Source organism: Holzapfeliella sp. JNUCC 72, assembly GCF_053668685.1.
In genome coordinates this window covers 214649-236047 of sequence record NZ_CM132220.1, presented here as the reverse complement: position 1 = coordinate 236047, position 21399 = coordinate 214649, and the positions used below count along the sequence as shown (strand labels likewise).

The 21399-nt window shown below is 35.7% G+C and carries 21 protein-coding genes and 1 pseudogene; 2 read left to right on the top strand and 20 right to left on the bottom strand.

The genetic code is table 11. From position 1 onward, the window contains the following. Nucleotides 1-225 precede the first annotated feature (225 nt). The 11 genes from serS to JNUCC72_RS01020 all read right to left on the bottom strand — a co-directional run bounded on the left by serS (nucleotide 226) and on the right by JNUCC72_RS01020 (nucleotide 9487). The gene (gene serS / locus JNUCC72_RS01070; RefSeq protein WP_454144072.1) at nucleotides 226-1500 is read right to left on the bottom strand and encodes a serine--tRNA ligase; all 1275 of its coding nucleotides are present in this window, start codon (nucleotides 1498-1500) and stop codon (nucleotides 226-228) included. 273 nt (nucleotides 1501-1773) lie between these two features. Continuing rightward, nucleotides 1774-2334, bottom strand: a complete 561-nt coding sequence (locus tag JNUCC72_RS01065; RefSeq protein ID WP_454144070.1) for a GNAT family N-acetyltransferase — start codon at nucleotides 2332-2334, stop codon at nucleotides 1774-1776. A gap of 7 nt (nucleotides 2335-2341) precedes the next feature. After that, complete coding sequence (locus JNUCC72_RS01060; RefSeq protein WP_454144068.1) at nucleotides 2342-2941, bottom strand: TVP38/TMEM64 family protein; 600 nt, start codon at nucleotides 2939-2941, stop codon at nucleotides 2342-2344. An 87-nt stretch (nucleotides 2942-3028) separates the two neighbouring features. Beyond that, the gene (locus tag JNUCC72_RS01055; RefSeq protein ID WP_454144066.1) at nucleotides 3029-3760 is read right to left on the bottom strand and encodes an MIP/aquaporin family protein; all 732 of its coding nucleotides are present in this window, start codon (nucleotides 3758-3760) and stop codon (nucleotides 3029-3031) included. A gap of 115 nt (nucleotides 3761-3875) precedes the next feature. Next, nucleotides 3876-4610: an amino acid ABC transporter ATP-binding protein gene (locus tag JNUCC72_RS01050; protein ID WP_454144064.1), complete on the bottom strand. Its 735-nt coding sequence runs from the start codon at nucleotides 4608-4610 to the stop codon at nucleotides 3876-3878. After that, a complete protein-coding gene (locus tag JNUCC72_RS01045; RefSeq protein ID WP_454144676.1) occupies nucleotides 4603-5277 on the bottom strand; it encodes an amino acid ABC transporter permease in 675 nt (224 codons plus the stop codon). Before JNUCC72_RS01045 ends, JNUCC72_RS01050 begins: the two co-directional genes overlap by 8 nt. Nucleotides 5278-5298: 21 nt before the next feature. Then, nucleotides 5299-6099 carry an amino acid ABC transporter substrate-binding protein gene (locus tag JNUCC72_RS01040; RefSeq protein WP_454144062.1) on the bottom strand — a complete coding sequence of 267 codons (801 nt, stop codon included), beginning with the start codon at nucleotides 6097-6099 and terminating at the stop codon, nucleotides 5299-5301. A gap of 284 nt (nucleotides 6100-6383) precedes the next feature. After that, entirely contained in the window at nucleotides 6384-6926 is a 543-nt protein-coding gene (locus JNUCC72_RS01035; protein ID WP_454144060.1) for a GNAT family N-acetyltransferase, read from the bottom strand. Nucleotides 6927-7152: 226 nt separating this feature from the next. Then, the gene (locus JNUCC72_RS01030; RefSeq protein WP_454144674.1) at nucleotides 7153-8166 is read right to left on the bottom strand and encodes a zinc-binding alcohol dehydrogenase family protein; all 1014 of its coding nucleotides are present in this window, start codon (nucleotides 8164-8166) and stop codon (nucleotides 7153-7155) included. Between the two features lie 35 nt (nucleotides 8167-8201). Further along, a complete protein-coding gene (locus JNUCC72_RS01025) occupies nucleotides 8202-8834 on the bottom strand; it encodes an SDR family oxidoreductase (protein ID WP_454144058.1) in 633 nt (210 codons plus the stop codon). Nucleotides 8835-8854: 20 nt separating this feature from the next. Beyond that, nucleotides 8855-9487, bottom strand: a complete 633-nt coding sequence (locus JNUCC72_RS01020) for an SDR family oxidoreductase (RefSeq protein WP_454144056.1) — start codon at nucleotides 9485-9487, stop codon at nucleotides 8855-8857. 131 nt (nucleotides 9488-9618) lie between these two features. On the opposite strand from JNUCC72_RS01020, the gene JNUCC72_RS01015 reads away from it, so the two are divergent. Next, the gene (locus tag JNUCC72_RS01015) at nucleotides 9619-10998 is read left to right on the top strand and encodes a PTS transporter subunit EIIC (protein WP_454144054.1); all 1380 of its coding nucleotides are present in this window, start codon (nucleotides 9619-9621) and stop codon (nucleotides 10996-10998) included. A 30-nt stretch (nucleotides 10999-11028) separates the two neighbouring features. On the opposite strand, the gene JNUCC72_RS01010 is transcribed toward JNUCC72_RS01015, so the two are convergent. The 7 genes from JNUCC72_RS01010 to opp3b all read right to left on the bottom strand — a co-directional run bounded on the left by JNUCC72_RS01010 (nucleotide 11029) and on the right by opp3b (nucleotide 17402). Then, complete coding sequence (locus JNUCC72_RS01010) at nucleotides 11029-11841, bottom strand: DUF368 domain-containing protein (RefSeq protein WP_454144052.1); 813 nt, start codon at nucleotides 11839-11841, stop codon at nucleotides 11029-11031. A gap of 121 nt (nucleotides 11842-11962) precedes the next feature. Next, nucleotides 11963-12094, bottom strand: coding sequence for a hypothetical protein (locus JNUCC72_RS01005; protein ID WP_454144050.1), 132 nt, complete (start codon nucleotides 12092-12094; stop codon nucleotides 11963-11965). Between the two features lie 122 nt (nucleotides 12095-12216). Beyond that, nucleotides 12217-13353, bottom strand: coding sequence for a low temperature requirement protein A (locus JNUCC72_RS01000; protein WP_454144048.1), 1137 nt, complete (start codon nucleotides 13351-13353; stop codon nucleotides 12217-12219). A 66-nt stretch (nucleotides 13354-13419) separates the two neighbouring features. After that, nucleotides 13420-14364 (bottom strand): ABC transporter ATP-binding protein, encoded by a 945-nt coding sequence (locus JNUCC72_RS00995; RefSeq protein ID WP_454144046.1) that lies wholly within the window; start codon nucleotides 14362-14364, stop codon nucleotides 13420-13422. Further along, nucleotides 14357-15415 (bottom strand): ABC transporter ATP-binding protein, encoded by a 1059-nt coding sequence (locus JNUCC72_RS00990; RefSeq protein ID WP_454144044.1) that lies wholly within the window; start codon nucleotides 15413-15415, stop codon nucleotides 14357-14359. The genes JNUCC72_RS00995 and JNUCC72_RS00990 overlap by 8 nt, the downstream gene beginning before the upstream one ends. Before the next feature lie 5 nt (nucleotides 15416-15420). Beyond that, the gene (locus tag JNUCC72_RS00985; RefSeq protein ID WP_454144042.1) at nucleotides 15421-16458 is read right to left on the bottom strand and encodes an ABC transporter permease; all 1038 of its coding nucleotides are present in this window, start codon (nucleotides 16456-16458) and stop codon (nucleotides 15421-15423) included. Nucleotides 16459-16460: 2 nt separating this feature from the next. After that, entirely contained in the window at nucleotides 16461-17402 is a 942-nt protein-coding gene (gene opp3b, locus JNUCC72_RS00980) for an oligopeptide ABC transporter permease (RefSeq protein WP_454144040.1), read from the bottom strand. 82 nt (nucleotides 17403-17484) lie between these two features. Here opp3b and JNUCC72_RS00975 point away from each other — a divergent pair, with 82 nt between their 5' ends. Next, entirely contained in the window at nucleotides 17485-17823 is a 339-nt protein-coding gene (locus JNUCC72_RS00975; protein ID WP_454144038.1) for a DUF3899 domain-containing protein, read from the top strand. Between the two features lie 68 nt (nucleotides 17824-17891). Here the strand turns inward: JNUCC72_RS00975 and JNUCC72_RS00970 are convergent. Continuing rightward, nucleotides 17892-19534: pseudogene (locus tag JNUCC72_RS00970) on the bottom strand (peptide ABC transporter substrate-binding protein). A 213-nt stretch (nucleotides 19535-19747) separates the two neighbouring features. Beyond that, nucleotides 19748-21385, bottom strand: coding sequence for a peptide ABC transporter substrate-binding protein (locus JNUCC72_RS00965; protein WP_454144036.1), 1638 nt, complete (start codon nucleotides 21383-21385; stop codon nucleotides 19748-19750). Between the last annotated feature and the right edge of the window lie 14 nt (nucleotides 21386-21399).

The window sequence follows — 21399 nt, the reverse complement described above, 5'->3', positions numbered from 1 at the left end:
TCTTTTTAATTTCGTTTGAGCTGCTTAGCTGTCGCTTTTCAACGACAAAGACTATATTAGCATTTATTAAGTTTTGTTGCAACACTTTTTTGAAATCTTTTTGATTTCTTTATTTTGTGTTGCGCCGTTATTTAACGACAAAAACTATATTAGCACGTTAGTTATACCAAGTCAACACATTTCTTATATTTCCATAAAAAAAGAAGCCCGTAGGCTTCTTTTACATTATTTAATAACTTCTACACCATTCATATAAGGAACTAACACCTTAGGAACGGTGATACTACCATCTTCATTTTGATAGTTTTCTAAAATAGCTGCAACAGTACGACCTACAGCTAGCCCTGATCCATTCAAGGTGTGAACATATTGAATCTTACCTTCTTCATCACGGTAGCGAATTTGTGCACGGCGTGCTTGGAAGTCAGTACAATTTGAACAACTTGAAATTTCACGATAAGTGTTTTGTGCAGGCATCCATACTTCTAAGTCGTAAGTCTTAGCTGAAGTGAAACTTGCATCCCCTGTTGATAGTGCAACAACATGATAAGGTAATTCAAGTTTTTGTAATAGACTTTCAGCATCTTTAGTTAGCTTTTCAAGTTCATTCCATGACTCTTCAGGCTTAGCAAATTTAACCATTTCTACCTTATTAAACTGATGCAAGCGAATTAAACCACGTGTATCACGTCCAGCACTTCCTGCTTCTGATCTAAATGCTGGTGTTAGGGCTGTAAAGTATGTTGGTAATTGGTCATCACTCAAAATTTCGTGTGAGTAGTAGTTAACTAGAGGCACTTCTGCAGTTGGAATTAGTGTTAGTGGACGTTCCCCATCTATAATAGTATAAACATCTTCAGTAAATTTAGGGAATTGTCCTGTCCCTGTCATTGCTTCGTTGTTTGCCAAGTATGGTGGAATTACTTCTTCATAACCTTCTTTTGCATGTTCATCTAAGAAGAAGTTGTAAATAGCTCTTTCAAGTCTAGCACCTAATCCTTTGTAATATAGGAAACGACTTTCTGCAACTTTTGCACCACGTTCAAAATCTAAAATACCTAAGTCTTCACCTAATTCATAATGTGCTTTAGGTTCATAGTTGAATTCTGTTGGTTCGTGCCACTTACGTAGTTCAACATTATCATCTTCACTTTCACCAACTGGAACAGATTCTTCTGGGAAGTTAGGCAAGCGTAATAAGATATCGGTTGTTTCTTCTGATAATTGGTTAAGTTGTTCATCCAATGCTTTGATTTCTTGTCCAACTTGTTTCATATCAGCAATTTCTTGCGTTGCATCTTCTTTTTGACGTTTCTTTTGTGCAATTTGTTCAGATACTTGGTTTCTTTGTTTTTTCAATTCTTCACTTTTTACAATCATTTGACGACGGTTTTCATCTAATTGTAGTAAGTGATCAATTTGTTCTGCCTTAATACCACGTGTACCTAAACGTTCTTTAGCCCATTCAGGGTTTTGACGAATTCTTTTAATATCTAACATCTTCAACAACTCCTAATTTTTTGTATAAAAAAAGACCGCGTCCATCAAAGGGACGAATCGGTCAATTCGCGGTGCCACCCAAATTTAGCTAAAAGCTACACTCATTAGTGACAATAACGCTGTCTTGCGTATGGCATTACCCATCCACCTTACGAAATCGGAAAAAGACACCATTTACTTTCAGCAACTTGTAAACTCTCTGTACTCGGTCTAAAAATTTCGACGTGTTTTAATCATTTGTTAATCTTATTATATTAAAAAAGAAAATCAAATTCAACTATTATCTACCAAACCCAAAAACTCTGATTGTGTTAAGCGATAGTAATTCTCCACCGACTCAAACAAATCACTTATAAATGAGCTTAACTGTGCATAATCAAGTTGATACATATAATTAAACCCGACTTTTTCAAGTAAATGCTGACAAGCTTCATTTTCGATGTAACAAGCTGCCCATACTTCGAGTTGGTTGAGTTCTTTGAATAGGTAGTTGAGCATTCGAGACAGAACTTCAGTCATGATACCTTGACCCCAATAACGCTGATCAACTAAAAAGCCGACTTCTTTCGTTCTATCTAAGCCAGATGTTTCCTCAACGCCTCGCTCATTCACTTCAAAAACGCCAATTACCTCGTGCGTTTGTTTGGATTCTATAGCAAACGTGAGTGAACTCTTTCTATAAGTTTTACACAAGTTAACAGCATCTTGTCTGGTTTTAACTTCCGGATATCCTGCTCTTTTTTTGTAGATAGGGTTTTGCCCCCACTCATACAAGACATCGCTATCTTCTAGTTCAAATCCTCTTAAAATTGTTTGTTTTGTTTCTAAAATCACGCGATTTCTAGCCTCCAAACAGTTGCATAATCCACTTAATCACTTGGTCTAGTGCCAAACTATAAACCAAAATAGTCCATGGCTTCAAGAAAATAATAACCATCAAAAACTTTTTGAATGACATTTTAGTTAACCCAGCAATCAAACAGAGCAGATCATCTGGTGCCACCGGGAACAAAATGGCCAAAGCAAAGAACCAATCAAAAGCCTTTTGACTCTTAACTTTTCCTATATATTTATTATACGTTTTTTCAGAAACTATCTTCAAGATAAATTCCTTACCATAATAACGGGCTAAAAAGAAGTTGATAACAGAACCAATTCCAATCCCAATATAGTTATACCAAAATCCCCAAAATGGGCCAAAGAATACAACACCTACAACTAGTGTTATCCCCCCAGGGATAACAGGAAACACAACTTGAATAATTTGAATTAAGATAAAAATAAACGGACCCGTAACTTGTTTGTCCGATAAATAAGCTTGCATAGCTTCTTGAGAGTTAAAAATCCCAAGAGAATACCAGTACCATCCGAGTCCCATAAAAATAATAATAGAAAGGATAGTCCCAATATTAATTAGTCTTCTTGATGTTTTTGCAGACATAAAAATCCCCCTTACCAAGTATAAGGATAACATGTTGCTATCTTATAAGTACTCAGCAAGAGGGACTTATTACTAATTTTTAATTAATTAAAAAATAAAATGGAATAGGTAAACTGCTGCAATAGCAGCTAGGATTGGGGCAACTACTGGCACCCAAGCATATTCCCAACGAGATGTTCCTTTATTTTTCAAAGGTAGGATTGCGTGTAGAATACGTGGACCAAGGTCACGAGCTGGGTTTAATCCAGGACCTGTTGCTCCACCAAGTGACGTTACTAAAGCTGCTACTAAAAATCCTAATCCTACAGCTACAAAAGCAATATTTGATTGGTTCACTTTTGCATGGTTAAACATTGTTAGTGCTGCAAAAAATAGAACAAAACTACCAACAAATTCGTTGATAAAACCACTTAATTTACTTTCAGTTTTTTCACGTGTTGAGAAAATACCGTAGATAGCGTCGGCATTAGTTGTTTTTCTTAAGTATGGTAAGTACATTAAAACCACCACAAGTTGTCCAATAATTGCACCGACAAATTGAGCTGCAATAAACCATAGAGCTTTGTTAAGTGGTGTACTTCCATAAATAAGTTCTCCAATAACCATCGCTGGGTTAACAATAGCTCCAGAAACAGATTTAAACATTAAAGCAGGGATCATCACACCGATACCAAATCCCCAGGCAATTAAAAACCATGAACCTTTGTGGCCATTAGTTCCTTTTAATTCAACGTTTGCAACAGCACCGTTACCTAAGGCAACCATAAAAGCTGTTCCAATAACTTCAGCAATAACTTGCGTCCAAAGCGAATATTCCATTTACGTATAAACTCCTCTAAAAAAATAATTTAAACAGACCTATATAGCTTATAAGAGTTTTTAAAAAAATGCAACAAAAAAACACACTTTGTCGTGTGTTTTTTTAAAGATTTTGTTAAGACATCATTTTTTTAGTGAAATTTTTGATTCGGTCGTTCTCACTATTGAAGAATCCCTGAGCTGAACCATAATAGTTCACACGGCCTTCTTCTAAAAATAAGATGTGGTCCGCAATTTCTTCAGCAAAATTCAAGTTATGAGTAACAACGATTTGGGAATTGCGTTTTTTGGCTAAATCCTTAATTACCTTCAGCACTTCACCTTCTAATTCCGGATCAAGTGCACTCGTAGGCTCATCGTATAAAATAAATTCGGGTTCCATTGCTAAAGCACGGGCAATTGCTACACGTTGCTGTTGTCCACCTGATAATTCATTAGGGTAAGCATCTGTTTTTTGAGCAAGTCCCACTTGGTTAAGCAAATCAGTGGCTTTTTGAGTCGCATCTGCTTTAGATTGTTTTAAAACTTGTGTAGGCCCTTCAATCACATTACCTAAAGCTGATAAGTGTGGAAATAATTCAAAGTTTTGAAAAACCATACCAAAATTTTGACGATAGCGACTAACTTCTTTTGCAGGGTATTGCTTGGGAAATGTAAAGCTATTTTCATTTAAACTCAACGTGCCACTTGCTGGATAGTTCAGCAAATTAATTGTTCGCAGTAACGTTGACTTTCCTGATCCAGATGGACCAACTATAACCGTTGTTTGATTTTGATTGAAGTCAACTGAAAAATCTTTCAAAACCGGTTGCTGATCAAATGAAACATTTATGTTTTTTAAACTAAGCATGTGTATTGCCTCCTACATGTTTTGATGTTCTTTTTTCTAAGTAGCTTTGAATACCTACTAAAATTGTAGAAATCATTAAATAGAAGAAAGCAACAACAATATACATAATAAGTGGTTGGTAAGTTCTAGCTGCGACACGTTGAGAAACCAAGAACATTTCGACCAAAGTAATACTTGCAGCTAGTGATGTTCCTTTAACTAGGCTGATTAATTCATTAAATAAAGGTGGCAAGGCGATTCTGAAAGCTTGAGGCGCAATCACGCGTTGTAAAATTTTCAAACGTGACATCCCTAGTGATCTTGCGGCATCCCATTGACCATTTGAGATTGATAAGATGGCAGCTCTAATTGCTTCAGAAGCATAAGCACCGCTATTCAAACCAAATGTCAGTACTGCAGCTGTCCACGCATCAAGCGTTAATCCTAGACTAGCTAATCCAAAATACGCAATGAATAATTGGACAATTAATGGCGTTCCCCTGAAAATCCAAACATACGTTGCAAAAACAAATCGTAATAAACGACTATTTGAAATTCTTGCGATGGCTGTAATCCCTGCAATAATTAATGCCAAGATAAATGACACAATAGTTAGCGGAATCGTCACTTGCAGTCCTGCTATAAAAATAGGCCCTAGTGCTTGTTTGACCATATCAATAATTGTCATTAAATCCATGCTAGCCCTCTTCTACTCTTGTGTAATATCTTTGTTAAAGTATTTTTCCGAAATCGACTTCAATGTTCCATCTTGTTTAAGTTGAGCTAAAACTTCATCAACTTGTTTAACTAAATCTTCATTACCTTTTTGGAACATTGCAGCTGATGGTGTCGCATCTTTAACTTGGTTAACGATTTTGATATTAGCGTTTGGATTTTGTTTTAAGTAATCATAAAATGAAACGTCACTATTCAAGGTCGCATCTGCACGTCCTTGGGAAACTAAATCAGCAGCTTTACTGAACCCATCAGTACTAACTAACGTTGCACCATAGCTTTCAGCTCTAGCACCATAATTTGATGTTAGTGACTGTGCACTTTTCTTACCCTTTAAATCATCAAAGTCTTTAATCTCGTTATTATCCTTAGCTACAATTAATGCGGCTCTAGAATAGGAATATGGTGTTGTGAATAAAAAGTTCTTTTGACGTTCTGGTGTGATCCCAACTTGGTTAAAGACCACATCTGTTTTCTTAGCGTTAAAAGAAGCAATCATTGAATCCCAAGGTGCATCTTCAAATTTAACTTGATACCCCAATTTTGAAAAAACTGCTTTAGCAACATCAACATCAAACCCGACTAATTCATTTTTTTCGTTAAAGTATGAAAAGGGTGCATAAGTCCCTTCAGTTCCAACTGTGATCACTTTTTGATTTGAATCGCTAGCCGTATTGGTTTGATCAGAACCTTTTGCTGAATTGACACCTACAAAAACCGCAATGACCACGACGACTGCAATAATTATCCCGATAATACTATTTCTTTTATTCATGATAGTTTCTCCTTTAAAAAATAAGTTGCGTGCAACTAAAAACCCCTAAATAAAAAGGACAGGCTATACCTGTCCTTTTTTAGATAATAAAAAAATTAAAGATAGGGAGTTCTAGCCACGACAAGTTGTTTGAATTTGTTCTTTGATTTGCATTTTACACATTGGCATTGAACAACAGCACATTGTCATAACTATATTTCTCCCTTCATAACTGACTTACTTATTATTTGTAACTATAGTCTATATTAAAACTTGTCTCAGCTATAAAGTCAACCTTTTTTTAATTATATTCTCACTCTTGTTAATAATTGGTAAGCTACACGTTCATTATCGGCAACTTCTGGAAGGTAAATCATGCCCACTTCTTCATATCCCGCACGCATGATTGTCTTTCTCATTGCAATATTTTTTGGATGAGTATCGATTCTTAAATCGTGGTACTCTAATTCGTTAGCTTGAGATTGTAACATTTCTAAAAATCTCAATCCAATTCGTCTTCCTTTAACAGAAGAATCAACAACAACGCGATGCACAATCATATAGTTTGATTCGACATGGTTATTGAAGTTAACTTCTGAACCTTCTTCGTAAACTTTATCTGGACATGAGCTTAGTGCTGCATATCCTATAATTTTTGAGTCTAGGTCCTCATCGACTAGGACATAACCTTCACCGTGATTAATATCGTTTTCAAAATCACTAGTTAGTGGATACTTCCCATCGTGCCATTGAGGAATCTGCCTCTCGGCAAGTACCTTGATTGCAGAATTGATTAAATTCATAACGGTTGGTAAATCTGCCATAGTGGCTTGTCTGATAGATAGCATAATTCCCTCCTTGAAAATCATTAAAAGTTTTTTGACTTTAAAAATATAACGTGATTAACATAATATCGTCAACAACTTTTGATTTTTTGTTACTAAAGTCTTTTTAACAACTCAATAAATCGTTGATTTAACAAGGTTTATACTTTTTAAATCTAGACAGTTTTTTCATGTTTTTTTCATGTTAACTTTAGTGGAACACATGAAAAAAACACGTTTTAAACGTGTTTTAAATTTCAATTACTAATTTTCCAATCATTTGATGGGTTTCCAAAACAGCATGCGCTTGTTGAATGTTTTCAACCGTTAACCCAGTTAAAGTTTGGGTTAGTGGTGACTTTAATTTTTTGTCGTCTATCCATTGTGCAATTTGTTGCAGTGCTTGATGTTGTGAATTTAAATCTTGAGTTTTATAAAATGATTTTGTAAAAACAGATTCAAAACTTAAACTTAAACTTTTTGTTTTAAAGTCTTCGCTATCAACGGTTAACTGACCATCGCCTACGGTACAAAGACGACCGTTAGGCGCCAGTAACTCAATAACTTCATCAAAGTGACTGTCTAACCCATGTAGATCTAAAACATAATCAAACTCATAAGCTGCAGGTCCTAGTAGTTCACATTCATCTACTAAATTGTGGTGATGATTAATAACCGCATCAGCCCCCATTGATTCAACCCATTGTCTGGTTTCGCCTCTTGAAGCACTTGCGACAACATTCAACCCAGCGATTTTAGCTAATTGGATTGCCATTGAACCAACACCACCTGCACCATTCAAAATCAAAATAGATTGCTTGGTTTTTGAATTCATTGGAATTGCTAGTCGTTCAAACAACGCTTCATAAGCAGTCAAGCTCACCAACGGCAAAGCAGCAGCTTCACTAGGTGAAACAGATTGTGGCACATGAGCTGCCATTTTAGGATTTACTACTTGGAACTGAGCATTGCTACCCGGCTTAATCTTTGAATTAAGGTAATAAATTTGATCACCGACTTGATAATCACTGACAGCTTTACCGACCTCAACAACTTCTCCAACACCATCAAAACCTAAAATACGTGGGCGTTTAATGGCTTGTCGAAGCCCCATACGAATTTTAGTATCAATTGGATTAACTGAGAACGCTTTAATTTGAACTAATAGCTCATCTTCGCTTGGATGCGGAACCTCAGTTTCAAAAGCGACTAAACTTTCTGGATTTGTGATGGGTAATGACTCTTTAACACCTATTGCTTGCATATTACTCACGGCAAAATAACCTCTTATCTTGTTAATTATAGGTCAGCAATGGCTTGTGAAATTGGTGTTTCACCATCAGACAAGTCAATTGTTTGATGGTTAATCGCATTATTTCTAACAACTTCAGCTAAAAATTCTGCGACACTTTCACGACTAATTTCAGATTGCATCCCTTTGCGACCTACATTAATCAGACCATCTGAAGGGGTATCTGTCAAGGCTGTTGGTTGCGCAATCACATAGTCTAAGTCTGTTTGTCTCAACCATTCATCAGCATAGTGCTTTGAAATATAGTAATCGTGTAGTGCTTGACCAGGGAATGTTTCAGGACGGTCTGCGTTAACCGCACTCACCATAATATAACGCTTAATGCCAGCTTCTTTAGCAGCTGTCATCGTTTTCACTGCGCCATCTAGGTCAACTTTCAAGACATCTTTACCTGCAGATCCTGCCGCAAAGATAATCGCTTCACTTCCCTTGAAAGCTTCAGCCATTTGGGCAGCATCTTGATGTAAGTTAAATTCCACATAATTGACATTGTCAGCTTCAACTAATGACTGTGTTTTAGGGTCACGAACACCTGCAATCACTTCATCTTGCTTTTGAGCTAATTTTTGAACAACATGACGACCTACACGACCATTTGCACCTACTACAAAAATTTTCATATTAAAAACCTCCTATAAAACTATAAATCTGAAATAACTTCATGAATGGCTTCATCACCATTTGAAATATCAACTGTCAGACGATTAACACCTGGTTTTCTAACCACTTGTGCTAAAAACTCTGCTACATCTTCACGGCTAATTTCATCTGATAGTTCGGTATAATTTGACTCGATTTCACCAGTTGCTGGTCTGTCACTTAGTGTGACAGGCTGAACAATAACATAGTTCAAGTCTGTTCCTCTTAACCATTCATCAGCGTAATGCTTGGCAACATAGTAATCATGTAGTGATTTTCCTGGCCAAGTTTCAGGATGGTCTGCATTGACCGCACTAACCATAATATAACGCTTAATCTCAGCTTTTTTAGCCGCTTTCATGGTCTTAACTGCACCATCTAAATCGACTTTTGCTAAATCTTTACCAGCTGAACCCGCTGCAAAAATAATCGCGTCACAATTTGAAAAGGCATCCACCATTTGATCGATATCTTGGTGTAGATTAAACGGCACATAAGCAACGTGATCATGTCGCAAAATCGATTGTGTTTTAGGGTCTCTGACACCCGCCAACACATCATCGTCCTTTTGGATTAATTTATTAACAACATGACGACCTACACGGCCGTTTGCGCCAGCTACAAATACTTTCATTTTGTGTTCTCCTTTTACTTCTTTTTTGTAAGTAACACTATACCACATCTTTTTTTTATTGGCAAAATACCCCTGATATACGTTAAACTTTACTTAAGGAAAATTTAAACTTTATAAAAAGGAGTGCTCAAATGAACACACTAAGCCAAGAACTATTTGCGCTAATTGGTGGTAAGGACAAATTAATGGCTTTAGGGCATCGAAAAGATTCTTTATTTTTCGATTTAGAAAGCGTCCCTGAAGCTGAAAAACTTGAAAAATTACCCCATGTGACGTCAGTAGTGATTGAAAAAAATCATGTTTCTTTAAAGACAGATAAAGAAGCAACTAATCTGTATTATGAATTACTCGATACACCTGATGATACACAAGGTAAGCAAAACTTATTCAATCGCTTACTTGATACTTTATCAGGTATCTTCATGCCTATCTTAGGATTCTTAGCTGCAACAGGGATGCTAAAAGGATTGATGTCGGCATTATCTGCTTTAAAACTAATGGACAGTCATAGTGGTACTTACCAAGTATTGTACGCCATTTCAGATGGCTTCTTCTACTTCTTACCTATTGTTTTAGGGTACAGTGCTTCAAAACGATTTAAGACTTCTCCACTACTGGGAATTACCATTGGTGCGACTTTAACCTATCCTAGCATTGTTCAAATGGCTAGCCCAGAATCTGCTACGCCTTTATTTACACTGTTTGCTAATACCCCACTTCAAACACACGTTTTTGATACATTCTTTGGGATTCCATTAATCATGGTTAACTACACCAGTTCGGTTATCCCAGTTATTGTCGGCGTGTTATTAGCTTCAAAACTTGAAAAATTCTTCACAAAATGGATTCCAGAAATCATTCAAAACTTCATTGTGCCATTTTGCACATTGATTATTACAATTCCACTTATCTTCTTAATCATTGGACCCTTAACTACTTGGCTTTCTCAAGGAATGGGCTGGATTATTCAAACACTTGTTCAATTAAATCCTGCTATCGCTGGTTTAGTACTGGGTGTGCTTTGGCAACCACTAGTTGTTTTAGGACTTCACTGGGGAATTATTCCAATTGCCTTTATCAACATTGCAACAGTCGGACAAGATCCTATTATGGCTTTAACTTTTGCTGCGCTTTACGCACAAATTGGTGCTGTTTTAGGTGTTATGCTTAAAACAAAAGACAAAAAATTCAAGGCACTTAGTTTATCAGCCTTTATTACAGGTGTGTTTGGTATTTCAGAGCCTTCTATGTTTGGGGTTACAATCCCAACCAAGAAACCGTTTGTTATCAGCATGATTGGTGCCGGTATTGGTGGTTTAATTATGGGACTATTTAATACACTTGTTTATACTGTTGGTGTGCTTGGATTCTTTACTTTCTTAACTTATATTCCAAGTGATGGTAACTTAACAGGACTATTTGCGGCTATTGCAGCTTGTGCTGTTGCTTTCATCTTCAGTTTTATTATCACTTTCTTTGTTTATACAGATAAAGATAAACCAACTGTTTAATCCTTATTAAAAAAAGCTTAGGTTATTAACCTAAGTTTTTTCTTTTTGGTCTAATTTTGTCATTAAATAAGCAATCCCAATTCCAACTAGGAATAAAGCTGCACAACTGATAATTGTTACAAAATCATATGTCACATTAAGTGGAATGATAACAACAGTTGACGCAATAACGACACCAATTATAAAGTTGAATAATTTTGAGTGATAATTTTGAAGAATTAAATTAACTAATTTAGATAATGTCACAAGGCTCAAAATCCCCCCAATGGCTAAAGGAATCACAACTCCTAAATCAAAAGTCTTCAATCCATCTGTCATTGGTTGATACATCCCCATATAAATCAAAAAGTTAGACGGACTTAGGCCTGGGATGATTACACCTAGTCCAATCAAAAAGCCTGACAAAATCCAAGTGAAGAAATTTTGCGGGATGTGACCAAATAATCCCTGTCCAAAAATTAAGAACACCGTCATTATAATCGCAGTTGTGATTAAGATGATAGTATCTGCTGTTGTACGTTCAGTTTGTTCTGTTGATTGTCGAAATAAAGTCGGTAATGTGCCCACAATAGCCCCTATGAATACCCATAGCATTTGATATTCATATTTGGCTAGTGCCACACTCATTAACAGTGAAAATACGATTATCCCTAAAATACCACCAATTCCTAGTGGGATAAAAAACAAAACGTTTTGCTTAAAATCTTTCTTAATATTGGCTAAAAATGAAATAACACGTTCATAAACGCCAAATACGACAGCTAATGTTCCGCCACTAATCCCGGGCAGGATAAAACCAGAACCAATTAGCATCCCCTTAATTACGCGTAAAAACCAATCCATATAATTCTCCTATCAGAAGTAAGATAATTCTATTTTACGTTATTTTTAATCTAGTGCCGACAGTCTTTATAATTTTTTAAATAAAAAAAGATGACCCCCCAACTTCTGGTTGATCATCTTCTTAAGCACTAAGTGTGTGATTTAACTTTTCTACGGCTTCTTCAATTGTAGCACCGTCGGCATGGTTGCCTTTAGCGTCACTAACTGTGAAAACCTGTGTTAATGTATTAAGTTGAATTTTGTGTTGTAACATATTACTAGTACTCCCTTCAAAAATATAAAAGTACGAAAGGCTAGTAGCGAAATATTATCCCTTATGTTAACAGGTTTTAAACAAATGTCAACAACTAACTATCAAAAAGTTATTATCCTATATTAGGCCTCTTCTCTTGTCTTAATATAGTGCATTAAATGAAAGGCTAATAAAACGTCAACACCCAGTAGCAATAGGAGTTTTGGCATCATGATTAATATTAAATACGCAATAATTTCAATAGCTAAATAAATATAAGCCTTATGTCTATTCTTAGGTAACATCGCAATTGCACGAATAATCCAAATCATGGTCATGCTAGCAAATAAAGTCAACACGAATAATAATCTGACCCCGATTGAATCGTGACCTTCAAGAATCAAGTGTAGCGCAATTCCACTCGTCATAATCAAGTAAATGTCTAACAAAAATAACATTCTCATTGCCAGCATTTTAGCAGCTGATTTTACATTAATTTCAATATCACCTAAAATACGATAAAAAATCCCCGCAGCTGACGCAATCAAAATAACACTTAAGATAAATCCTACTATTTTGTCGGTATGAAGCGGATATTTAAGACTCGTATAAAACCCTGCAATAACCTCTCCTAACGTAATCATCATGATTAGTCCGTAGCGTTCAATTAAGGAATCTTTTATCGCATAATCCATCTGATTGACTTCGTACTCTCTTTTCATGACAGGTGAAACAAGTAGCAACCCAAAGTAGTTCATTAGTAATCCAATGATAACCAACCATTTAGCTGAGTCCAGCGCAATAAAGTAACCAATTATTAAAACAACCAATACGACTGTGTATAGTGCGACGCAAGATAACGCAACTTGACGATGAATTTTGTCAAAATAGCTTACTGTCGACCAAATCACAATCATTAAAAGCTCAATCGCCATAAATGCAATTAAAATATGACTAAAATCACCTTCAACGGCTTCTGGAATAAAGAGCGTTGCAACTCCTGTTAGAATAATTTGAAGATTCATAATAATTGTGTTAATTAACCCTAAATTACCGTGGTCGTCAAAATACACTGAAGTCTCATTCCAACTCCACAAAAACAAGAAAAATAAAACAGTCGTATTCACAAAATTACCAATTGTAAAATGATGAACTAACCCCTCCGTCAAGTCCAATAACACAACTGTAAAAATCAAGTCATAAAATAACTCTAACCAAGTCACACTGCGATCATCAATATCTTCAGTGATTTTACGAGGTCGTTTAAACAAATTTTCCATTCTTAATCACCCTTAACTTTTTATTCATCTCTATCATAAAACAAAAATAAAAAAAGTAACAGTTCCCTAACGGGAAGCCATTACTTTTTTGTTTAATTTATCTTGATACATTTCAACTTCATCATCTGAACAGTAAATAAAATGTCCTGGTGTGATTTCTTGCATACGACGTTCTTTGTCGTCTTCAATTGGTTGATAAGTCACACGTTTTCTTGAGCGTTCATATTCAGGGTCTGGCATTGGAATAGCAGAAAGCAAACTCTCTGTATAAGGATGCACACCATTGTAGTAAATTTCATCACTTGAAGCTACTTCAAGTAATTTTCCATGATGCATAACACCAATACGATCACTGATATGTTTAACCATTGATAAATCGTGAGCGATGAATAGATAAGTCAACTTATGTTCTTTTTGCAAATCTTGTAACAGGTTTACAACTTGCGCTTGAATAGACACATCAAGAGCAGAAATCGGTTCATCAGCTACAATAAATTTAGGATCAACGGCTAGCGCACGTGCAATCCCGATACGTTGTCTTTGTCCACCAGAGAATTCGTGAGGATATCTTGTTGCATGGTTTGGATTCAATCCCACAATTTCAAGCAACTCATTAACACGTTTTGCACGTTGTTCTTTGTTTTTAACTAAATGGTTAATATCTAACCCTTCAGCTATAATATCTTCAACTTTCATTCTAGGGTTCAAAGAAGCATAAGGATCTTGGAAAATCATTTGCACATTACGGCGGAAACGACGCATGTCTTCTTTTGATTTTAATGCTAATACATCTTGGCCATCAAAAGTAACATCACCCGCTGTTGGATGTTCAAGACGCATAATACTACGTCCTGTTGTCGATTTACCACTTCCGGATTCACCAACTAAACCAAAGGTTTCTCCTTCATAAATGTGAAAGCTAATGTCATCAACCGCTTTAACTTCGTCTTTACGACCTACGTTAAAATATTGTTTTAAATTTTTAACATCAAGTAAAACTTTATTATTCATTATCTTTCACCTCTTTTGCACGTTTTAGTTCTTCGAATTTTTGCCAACGCTTTTGAATTTCTTCTGGTGGCGTTACTTCAGGTGCTTGAGGTGCTAACAACCAAGTTGCTGCTTTATGTGTTTTTGACACTTCAAAGTAAGGTGGTTGTTGTTCAGCATCAATCTTCAAGGCAAATTCGTTACGTGGGTAGAACGCATCACCTTTTGGTGGTGTCAATAAGTCAGGAGGCGTCCCTGGAATTGCATACAAGCGAGAACTTGATCCTTCAATTGACGGCATTGATCCTAGTAATCCCCATGTATAAGGATGTCTTGGATTATAGAAAATTTCTTCTGCTGTTCCAATTTCAACGATTTTACCTGCATACATTACCGCTACACGGTCAGCAATATTTGCTACAACTCCCAAATCATGGGTGATGAATACGATTGAAGTTTTCACTTTTTTCTGTAAATCTTTTAACAATTCAAGAATTTGAGCTTGGATTGTCACATCAAGTGCCGTTGTTGGTTCATCGGCAATTAAGACTTCTGGGTTACAAATTAAGGCAATCGCAATAACGATACGTTGTCTTTGTCCACCAGAAAATTGGTGAGGATAGTTCTTAAAACGGTCTTTAGCGTTAGGTAGCCCGACCATTTCAAGTAATTCTAAAGCTTTAGCATAAGCTTCTTTTTTAGAAGCTTGGTGGTGAATCATCAATGGCTCTGCCACTTGTTTTCCAATTGGCATTGTTGGGTCTAGTGAAGTCATTGGATCTTGGAAAATCATTGAAATTTTACTACCACGTAGTTTACGCATTTCACCTTCACTTTTTTCCAGGATATTTTGACCATCAAATAAAATTTCACCGTTTTCAACATTAGCATTGCTTGCTAATAGTTTCATTAAACTTCTTGTTGTTACTGATTTACCACTTCCGGATTCCCCTACGATTGCGAGTGTTTCACCTTTTTTAAGGTCGAAACTAACATCACGAATGGCTTGAACTTTTCCGGCAAATGTATCAAAAGAAATTTCTAAATTTTTAACTTCTAACATTTTTTTCATTCTTGTCACTCTTTCATCTTAGGATCTAAGGCATCACGTAATCCGTCAGCTAATAGGTTAAATCCGATCATGATAACTGATAACACAATAGCTGGAATCCACATTTGGTAACCCAAATATTGCCATGTTTTGTAACCATCACTTAACAACATACCTAGTGAAGCACTTGGTGGTTGAATACCTAATCCGATAAAACTCAAGAAGGCTTCAAAGAAGATAGCTGATGGAATACTGAACATCATTTGAACAATAATAACACTAGAGATGTTTGGCAAGATATGCTTAAATGCGATTTTTGAACGGCTTTCACCTAAAGATGTCGCAGCTAAAACAAATTCTTGATCTTTTAGTTTTAAGGTTTGTCCACGAACCACACGTGCCATTGGCACCCAGTTAGTAATCGCCATAGCTGCTACAATTGAAAGTACACCTGGTTTTAAAACAACAAGCATCAAAATCATAACAACTAAGTTAGGAATCCCTGAAATAATTTCAAGGAAACGTTGCATAATGTTATCTACACGGCCACCTAATAAACCTGAAATTAATCCGTAAGTTACACCAAAGATAATATCTAAAGCAGCTGCAGCAAACGCAATTAATAATGAAATTCTAGTCCCAACAAGTAAACGACTTAAAAGATCTCGTCCTAAACTGTCAGTTCCTAGCCAATAATGTACACCTTCTGGAATACCAGCTTGTGCATATTTATCAACTAATTGGCCACCAACCATTGCTTTACCGTTTAAACCATTGATATCGATTCCTGGTAATTTTGGTGGTAAGTTAATATACTTCAAATTCTGTGCTGTTGGATCACTTGGTGAAAAGAAAATTGTGATTAGCGAAATTAAAACAATAATCACCAATAAGCTTAAACTAAACATCGCCGCTTTGTTCTTTTTAAGACGACGCCATGAATCTTGTAAGAAAGTTAATGAAGGTGCAGAAATCTGCTCACGTTCATCTTTTGTATTTTTAGTTAAAGGTTGAAATTCAGAAGCAGGAATTTGTTCGATTTGTTTTAGTTTTGCTTTACTCATAATTAATCCTTGCTCCCTTCTGCAATACGAATTCTAGGGTCCACAATTCCGTAAAGAATATCGACAACTAAAATAATGAAAATCAATAAGGCTGAGTATAAAATTGTGATTGCCATAATTGTTGGATAGTCATTTGTTGTAATTGACTTAACAAATTGTTCACCAATACCAGGAATAGCAAAGATATTTTCAACAACTAATGATCCTGTCATCAAGGCAATTGCTAAAGGTCCAAGTAAGGTTAGTAGTGGAATCAAACTGTTTCTCAACGCGTGTTTGTAAACAATTTGCCAACGACTCAACCCTTTTGCACGGGCCAATTCGATGTAATCACTGTGAAGCACTTCAACCATTTCAGTTCTAATAAAACGAGCTGAATCGGCAAGAGGTGACATCGCAAGTGCAATCATTGGTAAGATTGTGTAAGAGAAACTTTCCCATTTTGCGATTGGTAAAACGTGAAGCTGTAATGCAAACACAAATTGAAGTAAAACCGCAAACACAAAGTTAGGAATTGAACGACCCAAAATTGCAATTAAAGTGGCACCTGTATCAACCCATGTATTTTGCTTCATAGCTGAAACAGCACCTAATAAAGTTCCGATAACTGTTCCGAATACAAGAGCTTGGAAACCTAGTTGTAGTGAAGGTCCAATTCTACCCATTAAAAGACCAGAAACAGATTGGTTCTTAAATTGGTAAGATGTCCCGAAATCTAAATGGAACATATTAACAATATAGTTAAAGTATTGCACAATGACTGGCTTATCTAACCCGTTTTGACGGTTTAATTGTGCAACTTGATCAGGTGATAATTTTTCAATGTTTGAATATGGACTACCCGGCAATAACTTCATCAAGAAAAATGTAATCGTGATGATAATTAATAAGGTAATAACCATGTAAAACAAACGTTTAAAGAAATACTTCCAAAAACTACTCATGATTTTCCTCCTAAACTTTGACTTATACACAGAATTTAGATAAATTTAACTACATATTAACTAAACGAAAGGTTTATTATCTATGAAACTTAAAAAATCATCTCTATGGATAAGTTCTGTCGCGCTCGTTTTTTCGCTTATTTTATTAATTGTGCGAAATAATTTATCCTGGCTACATTTGTCAGATACACTTTTTATTATAAGTCTTTTCTTCTTCATCGTGGGTGGATTTTTATGGGTTTTTTCTTCAGGATCATTTGACTTTTTCCAAAAATCACTTCACCTGAAACGAAAAACCGATTATGAATCCGAATGGAAACTATCCACTATTGGAAAAGAACATAAAGCTTTCTTCTTACAACCAGGTATCATCTTGCTAGCAATCAGTATCATTTTGTTGGTAATCGATACGATTTTCTAACTTTTTTAAAACAGGCTGAGAATTCAATTCCCAGCCTGTTTTTTATTCAACTATTTAAAGTACTTAAATTAGTTTTGAATTTCTACCCATTTGTAATCAAATTGGGCACCTGCTGGATGTGACACAAGGTTTTTAACTTTTGAGTTAATCATGTGTGCTTCAGCTTTTTGGTAAAGTGGTGCAACACCTTGAGTATTCATTAATACTTTATCTGCATTAACTAAATCTTCAAAACGTTTGTTAGCATCTGTTGCATCTTGACCAGAAGCTGCATTTACATAGTTATCATATTCAGTATTACTGTATTGACCTCTATTGTATGAGTTTCCTGATACAAATAAGTCAGTAAAGCTTGAAGCGTCTAGGTAATCTGCTCCCCATCCACTCAATAATACATCAAAGTTACCAGCTGTTGAACGATCCAAACGAACTGAGAATGGTACTGGTGTTAAATTAACTTTTACACCGTCTAAGTTTGTTTGAATTGCATTTTGTAAGTATTCAATTACTTTTTAGATGAATCTGTATCTGAAGATAAAAGACTAAAGTTCAATGTTGAAATACCTAGTTCTTGTTTAGCTTTATTCCAGTATTCTTTAGCTTTTTGAGCATCGTATGATACAAGTTTACCTGCAGAAGCTGTGAAGTCTTTACCATCTGGTGAAGCCATTGTTGTCTTAGGTACAAGTCCTGTTGAAGCAATTGAACCATCACCTAAAATAGAATTAGTTAAAGCATCACGATCGATTGAATATGAGATAGCTTTACGCAAGTTTTCGTTTCTAAATGGTGAACTTTCTGTACGTTGGTTAAATTCTAAGTAGTTAGTTGATGCTTGTGGTATCGCAGTAAATGCTGGGTTATTGCGGTTTTGTTGTGCTAATTCACCTGTTAAAATCACATCATCTGCTTGTCCACTGTTGAACAGTCCTAATGAAGTTGATGATTCTTTAACAACGCTAACATTAATGTTTTCGATTTTTACATTGCTGTTATCCCAGTAATTTTCATTCTTTTTATATACCCAGTCAGTATCTGTCCCAGCTCCTGAAAAACCAGTTAGTGTAAATGGTCCATTATAAACTGCATTTTCACTTGTTGCAGCATAATCTTTACCATATTTTTCAACTACTGATTGGCTTTGTGGGAAGAATGTTGGAAAGGCAAGTAGTCTTTCAAAGTAAGGTGTTGCTTTATTTAACTTAATTTGTAATTCATAGTCGCCAACTGCCTTAACTCCCAATTCACTGGCAGCTTTTTTGCCTGATGTAATGTCTTCAGCGTTTTCAACTGGTGCAAACAAGTAAGCATATTGTGAAGCTGTCTGAGGACTTACTGTTCTTTGCCAACTGTAAACATAGTCTTGGGCTTTAACAGGTTCACCGTTAGACCATTTTGCATTTTCTCTTAACTTAAATGTATAAGTTAAGCCATCAGCTGATACTTGAGGCTTTTCAGCAGCACCTGCAAGTTCTAAGTTGTTATCTTTGTCTTGACGGTATAACCCTTCATAGACATTATTTAGTGCTGTAAAACTAATATTGTCAGTTGCTAAAGATAAGTCAGCTGTTGGCATTTCTTGTTGCACAACAACATTCAAGTCTTTAGTACTACCTGAGCCTGATGTCTGAGTTCCCTTTCCCGTTGAACATCCGGACAATACTAAACTAGCTGCCATTAAAAACGCAGCCGCTGTCCATCTCTTTTTCATAATTACCGCTCCTTCGTTCCTTAAAAAAATATTAATATATTTAAAATTATACCCGATTTTAAATTAAAAAATCAATAGCAATTTTTAATAATAAATCCATTATAAAACCTTGCTAGATAGTAAACCACCTAAACAACAGTTGTCTTAGCCTATACAAAATAAAAAGATAGATTAAAAAATATTTTTCAATCTATCTTTAATATTAGGATATATTTATTCAACCGATAACCATTTGTAATCAAATTTAGCGCCAGCTGGATGAGCTGCGTAATTTTTGATTTTCGGATTAATCATGTGAGCTTCTACCGCTTGATATAGTGGTGCCACACCTTGTTGTGACATCACAATCTTTTCAGCGTTCACTAAATCGTCAAAACGCTTTTGCTCGTCTTTTACATCAGTTGTAGCAGCCGCTTTCACAAGTTCATCGTATTGTTGATTACTCCACTGACCTCTATTATAGGAGATACCTGATCTAAGTAGGTCAGTAAAACTCGAAGCATCTAAGTAATCGGCACCATATGATCCCATTAATAAGTCAAAGTTTCCGGCGGCAGCACGATCCAGTCTGACAGAAAAAGGAACGGGTGTTAAGTTCACTTTAACACCGTCTAAGTTAGTTTGAATTGCGTTTTGTAGATATTCTACAATTTTCTTCGAAGCATCAGTATCTGAAGACAAAATACTAAAGTTCAATGTTGAAATCCCTAACTCTTGCTTAGCTTTATTCCAGTATTCTTTAGCTTGATTAGCGTCTTCATTCAAGTAGTTTCCAACAGCGTCAGTAAAATCTTTGCCATCAGGTGATTTCATAATATTTTTAGGTACGAATCCACTCGAAGGAATCGAACCGTTACCTAAAATTGAGTCTGTTAACGCTTTTCGATCAATTGAATATGAAATTGCTTTTCGTAAGTTTTCGTTTTTAAAAACGGAGTTATCATCACGTTGATTAAACTCTAAATATTGAGTTGTTGCTTGTAAGATTGATTGGTAAGCATCATCGCTACGATTTTGTTGGGCTAGTTCACCGGTTAAAACAACATCATCTGCTTGATTATTCTTAAATAGGTTTAATGCGGTTGATGAATCTTTTACAACGCTAACGTTAATACTATCTAAGTTAACAACATTTTTATCCCAGTATTGATTGTTTTTGGCATATGTCCAAGTATCATCTGTTCCTGGGCCAGAAAAGTTTTGTAAAACATATGGGCCATTGTAAACAGCGTTATCGCTATTAATTGCGTAGTCTTTTCCGTATTTTTCAACTACAGATTGATTTTGAGGGAAAAATGTTGGCAATGTTAAGAGTCTCTCAAAATAAGGAATTGCTTGGCTAAGCTTGATTTCAAGTTCATAGTCACCCACTGCTTTGATTCCCAATTCAGAAACATCTTTTGAACCAGCATTTGTTTCTTTTCCATTTTCGATAGCACTAAACAAATAAGCATATTGAGAAGCCGTCTTTGGATTGACCGTTCGTTGCCATCCATAAACATAGTCTTGTGCTTTCACCGAATCTCCATTTGACCACTTGGCGTCTTGTCTTAATTTAAATGTATAAGTTAAGCCATCAGATGATACTTGTGGTTTTTCACTTGCACCTGCAAGAACTAAATCGTTATTTTTGTCTTGACGATATAACCCTTCATAAACATTATTTAAAGCTGTAAAACTAACAGTATCACTAGCTAAAGAAAGATCTGCTGTTGGCATTTCTTGCTGAACAACAAAGTTAAGTGATTTTGCATTTGTATTATTAGTTTGTTTGCTATTGCCAGTTGAACAACCTGACAATATTGTCCCCACCGCTAATAGCGAGGCAAGTACTGTCCATTTTTTTTGCATGTTAATTACTCCTT

Coding starts and splice junctions, on each gene's coding strand:
- serS (WP_454144072.1), bottom strand. CDS start 1,500: ATGTTAGATATTAAAAGAATTCGTCAAAACCCTGAATGGGCTAAAGAA.
- JNUCC72_RS01055 (WP_454144066.1), bottom strand. CDS start 3,760: ATGGAATATTCGCTTTGGACGCAAGTTATTGCTGAAGTTATTGGAACA.
- JNUCC72_RS01030 (WP_454144674.1), bottom strand. CDS start 8,166: ATGCAAGCAATAGGTGTTAAAGAGTCATTACCCATCACAAATCCAGAA.
- JNUCC72_RS01025 (WP_454144058.1), bottom strand. CDS start 8,834: ATGAAAATTTTTGTAGTAGGTGCAAATGGTCGTGTAGGTCGTCATGTT.
- JNUCC72_RS01015 (WP_454144054.1), top strand. CDS start 9,619: ATGAACACACTAAGCCAAGAACTATTTGCGCTAATTGGTGGTAAGGAC.
- JNUCC72_RS01010 (WP_454144052.1), bottom strand. CDS start 11,841: ATGGATTGGTTTTTACGCGTAATTAAGGGGATGCTAATTGGTTCTGGT.
- JNUCC72_RS00975 (WP_454144038.1), top strand. CDS start 17,485: ATGAAACTTAAAAAATCATCTCTATGGATAAGTTCTGTCGCGCTCGTT.
- JNUCC72_RS01050 (WP_454144064.1), bottom strand. CDS start 4,610: ATGCTTAGTTTAAAAAACATAAATGTTTCATTTGATCAGCAACCGGTT.
- JNUCC72_RS00995 (WP_454144046.1), bottom strand. CDS start 14,364: ATGAATAATAAAGTTTTACTTGATGTTAAAAATTTAAAACAATATTTT.
- JNUCC72_RS01000 (WP_454144048.1), bottom strand. CDS start 13,353: ATGGAAAATTTGTTTAAACGACCTCGTAAAATCACTGAAGATATTGAT.
- JNUCC72_RS01045 (WP_454144676.1), bottom strand. CDS start 5,277: ATGACAATTATTGATATGGTCAAACAAGCACTAGGGCCTATTTTTATA.
- JNUCC72_RS00965 (WP_454144036.1), bottom strand. CDS start 21,385: ATGCAAAAAAAATGGACAGTACTTGCCTCGCTATTAGCGGTGGGGACA.
- JNUCC72_RS01060 (WP_454144068.1), bottom strand. CDS start 2,941: ATGTCTGCAAAAACATCAAGAAGACTAATTAATATTGGGACTATCCTT.
- JNUCC72_RS01035 (WP_454144060.1), bottom strand. CDS start 6,926: ATGCTATCTATCAGACAAGCCACTATGGCAGATTTACCAACCGTTATG.
- JNUCC72_RS00990 (WP_454144044.1), bottom strand. CDS start 15,415: ATGAAAAAAATGTTAGAAGTTAAAAATTTAGAAATTTCTTTTGATACA.
- JNUCC72_RS01005 (WP_454144050.1), bottom strand. CDS start 12,094: ATGTTACAACACAAAATTCAACTTAATACATTAACACAGGTTTTCACA.
- JNUCC72_RS01020 (WP_454144056.1), bottom strand. CDS start 9,487: ATGAAAGTATTTGTAGCTGGCGCAAACGGCCGTGTAGGTCGTCATGTT.
- JNUCC72_RS00985 (WP_454144042.1), bottom strand. CDS start 16,458: ATGAGTAAAGCAAAACTAAAACAAATCGAACAAATTCCTGCTTCTGAA.
- JNUCC72_RS01040 (WP_454144062.1), bottom strand. CDS start 6,099: ATGAATAAAAGAAATAGTATTATCGGGATAATTATTGCAGTCGTCGTG.
- opp3b (WP_454144040.1), bottom strand. CDS start 17,402: ATGAGTAGTTTTTGGAAGTATTTCTTTAAACGTTTGTTTTACATGGTT.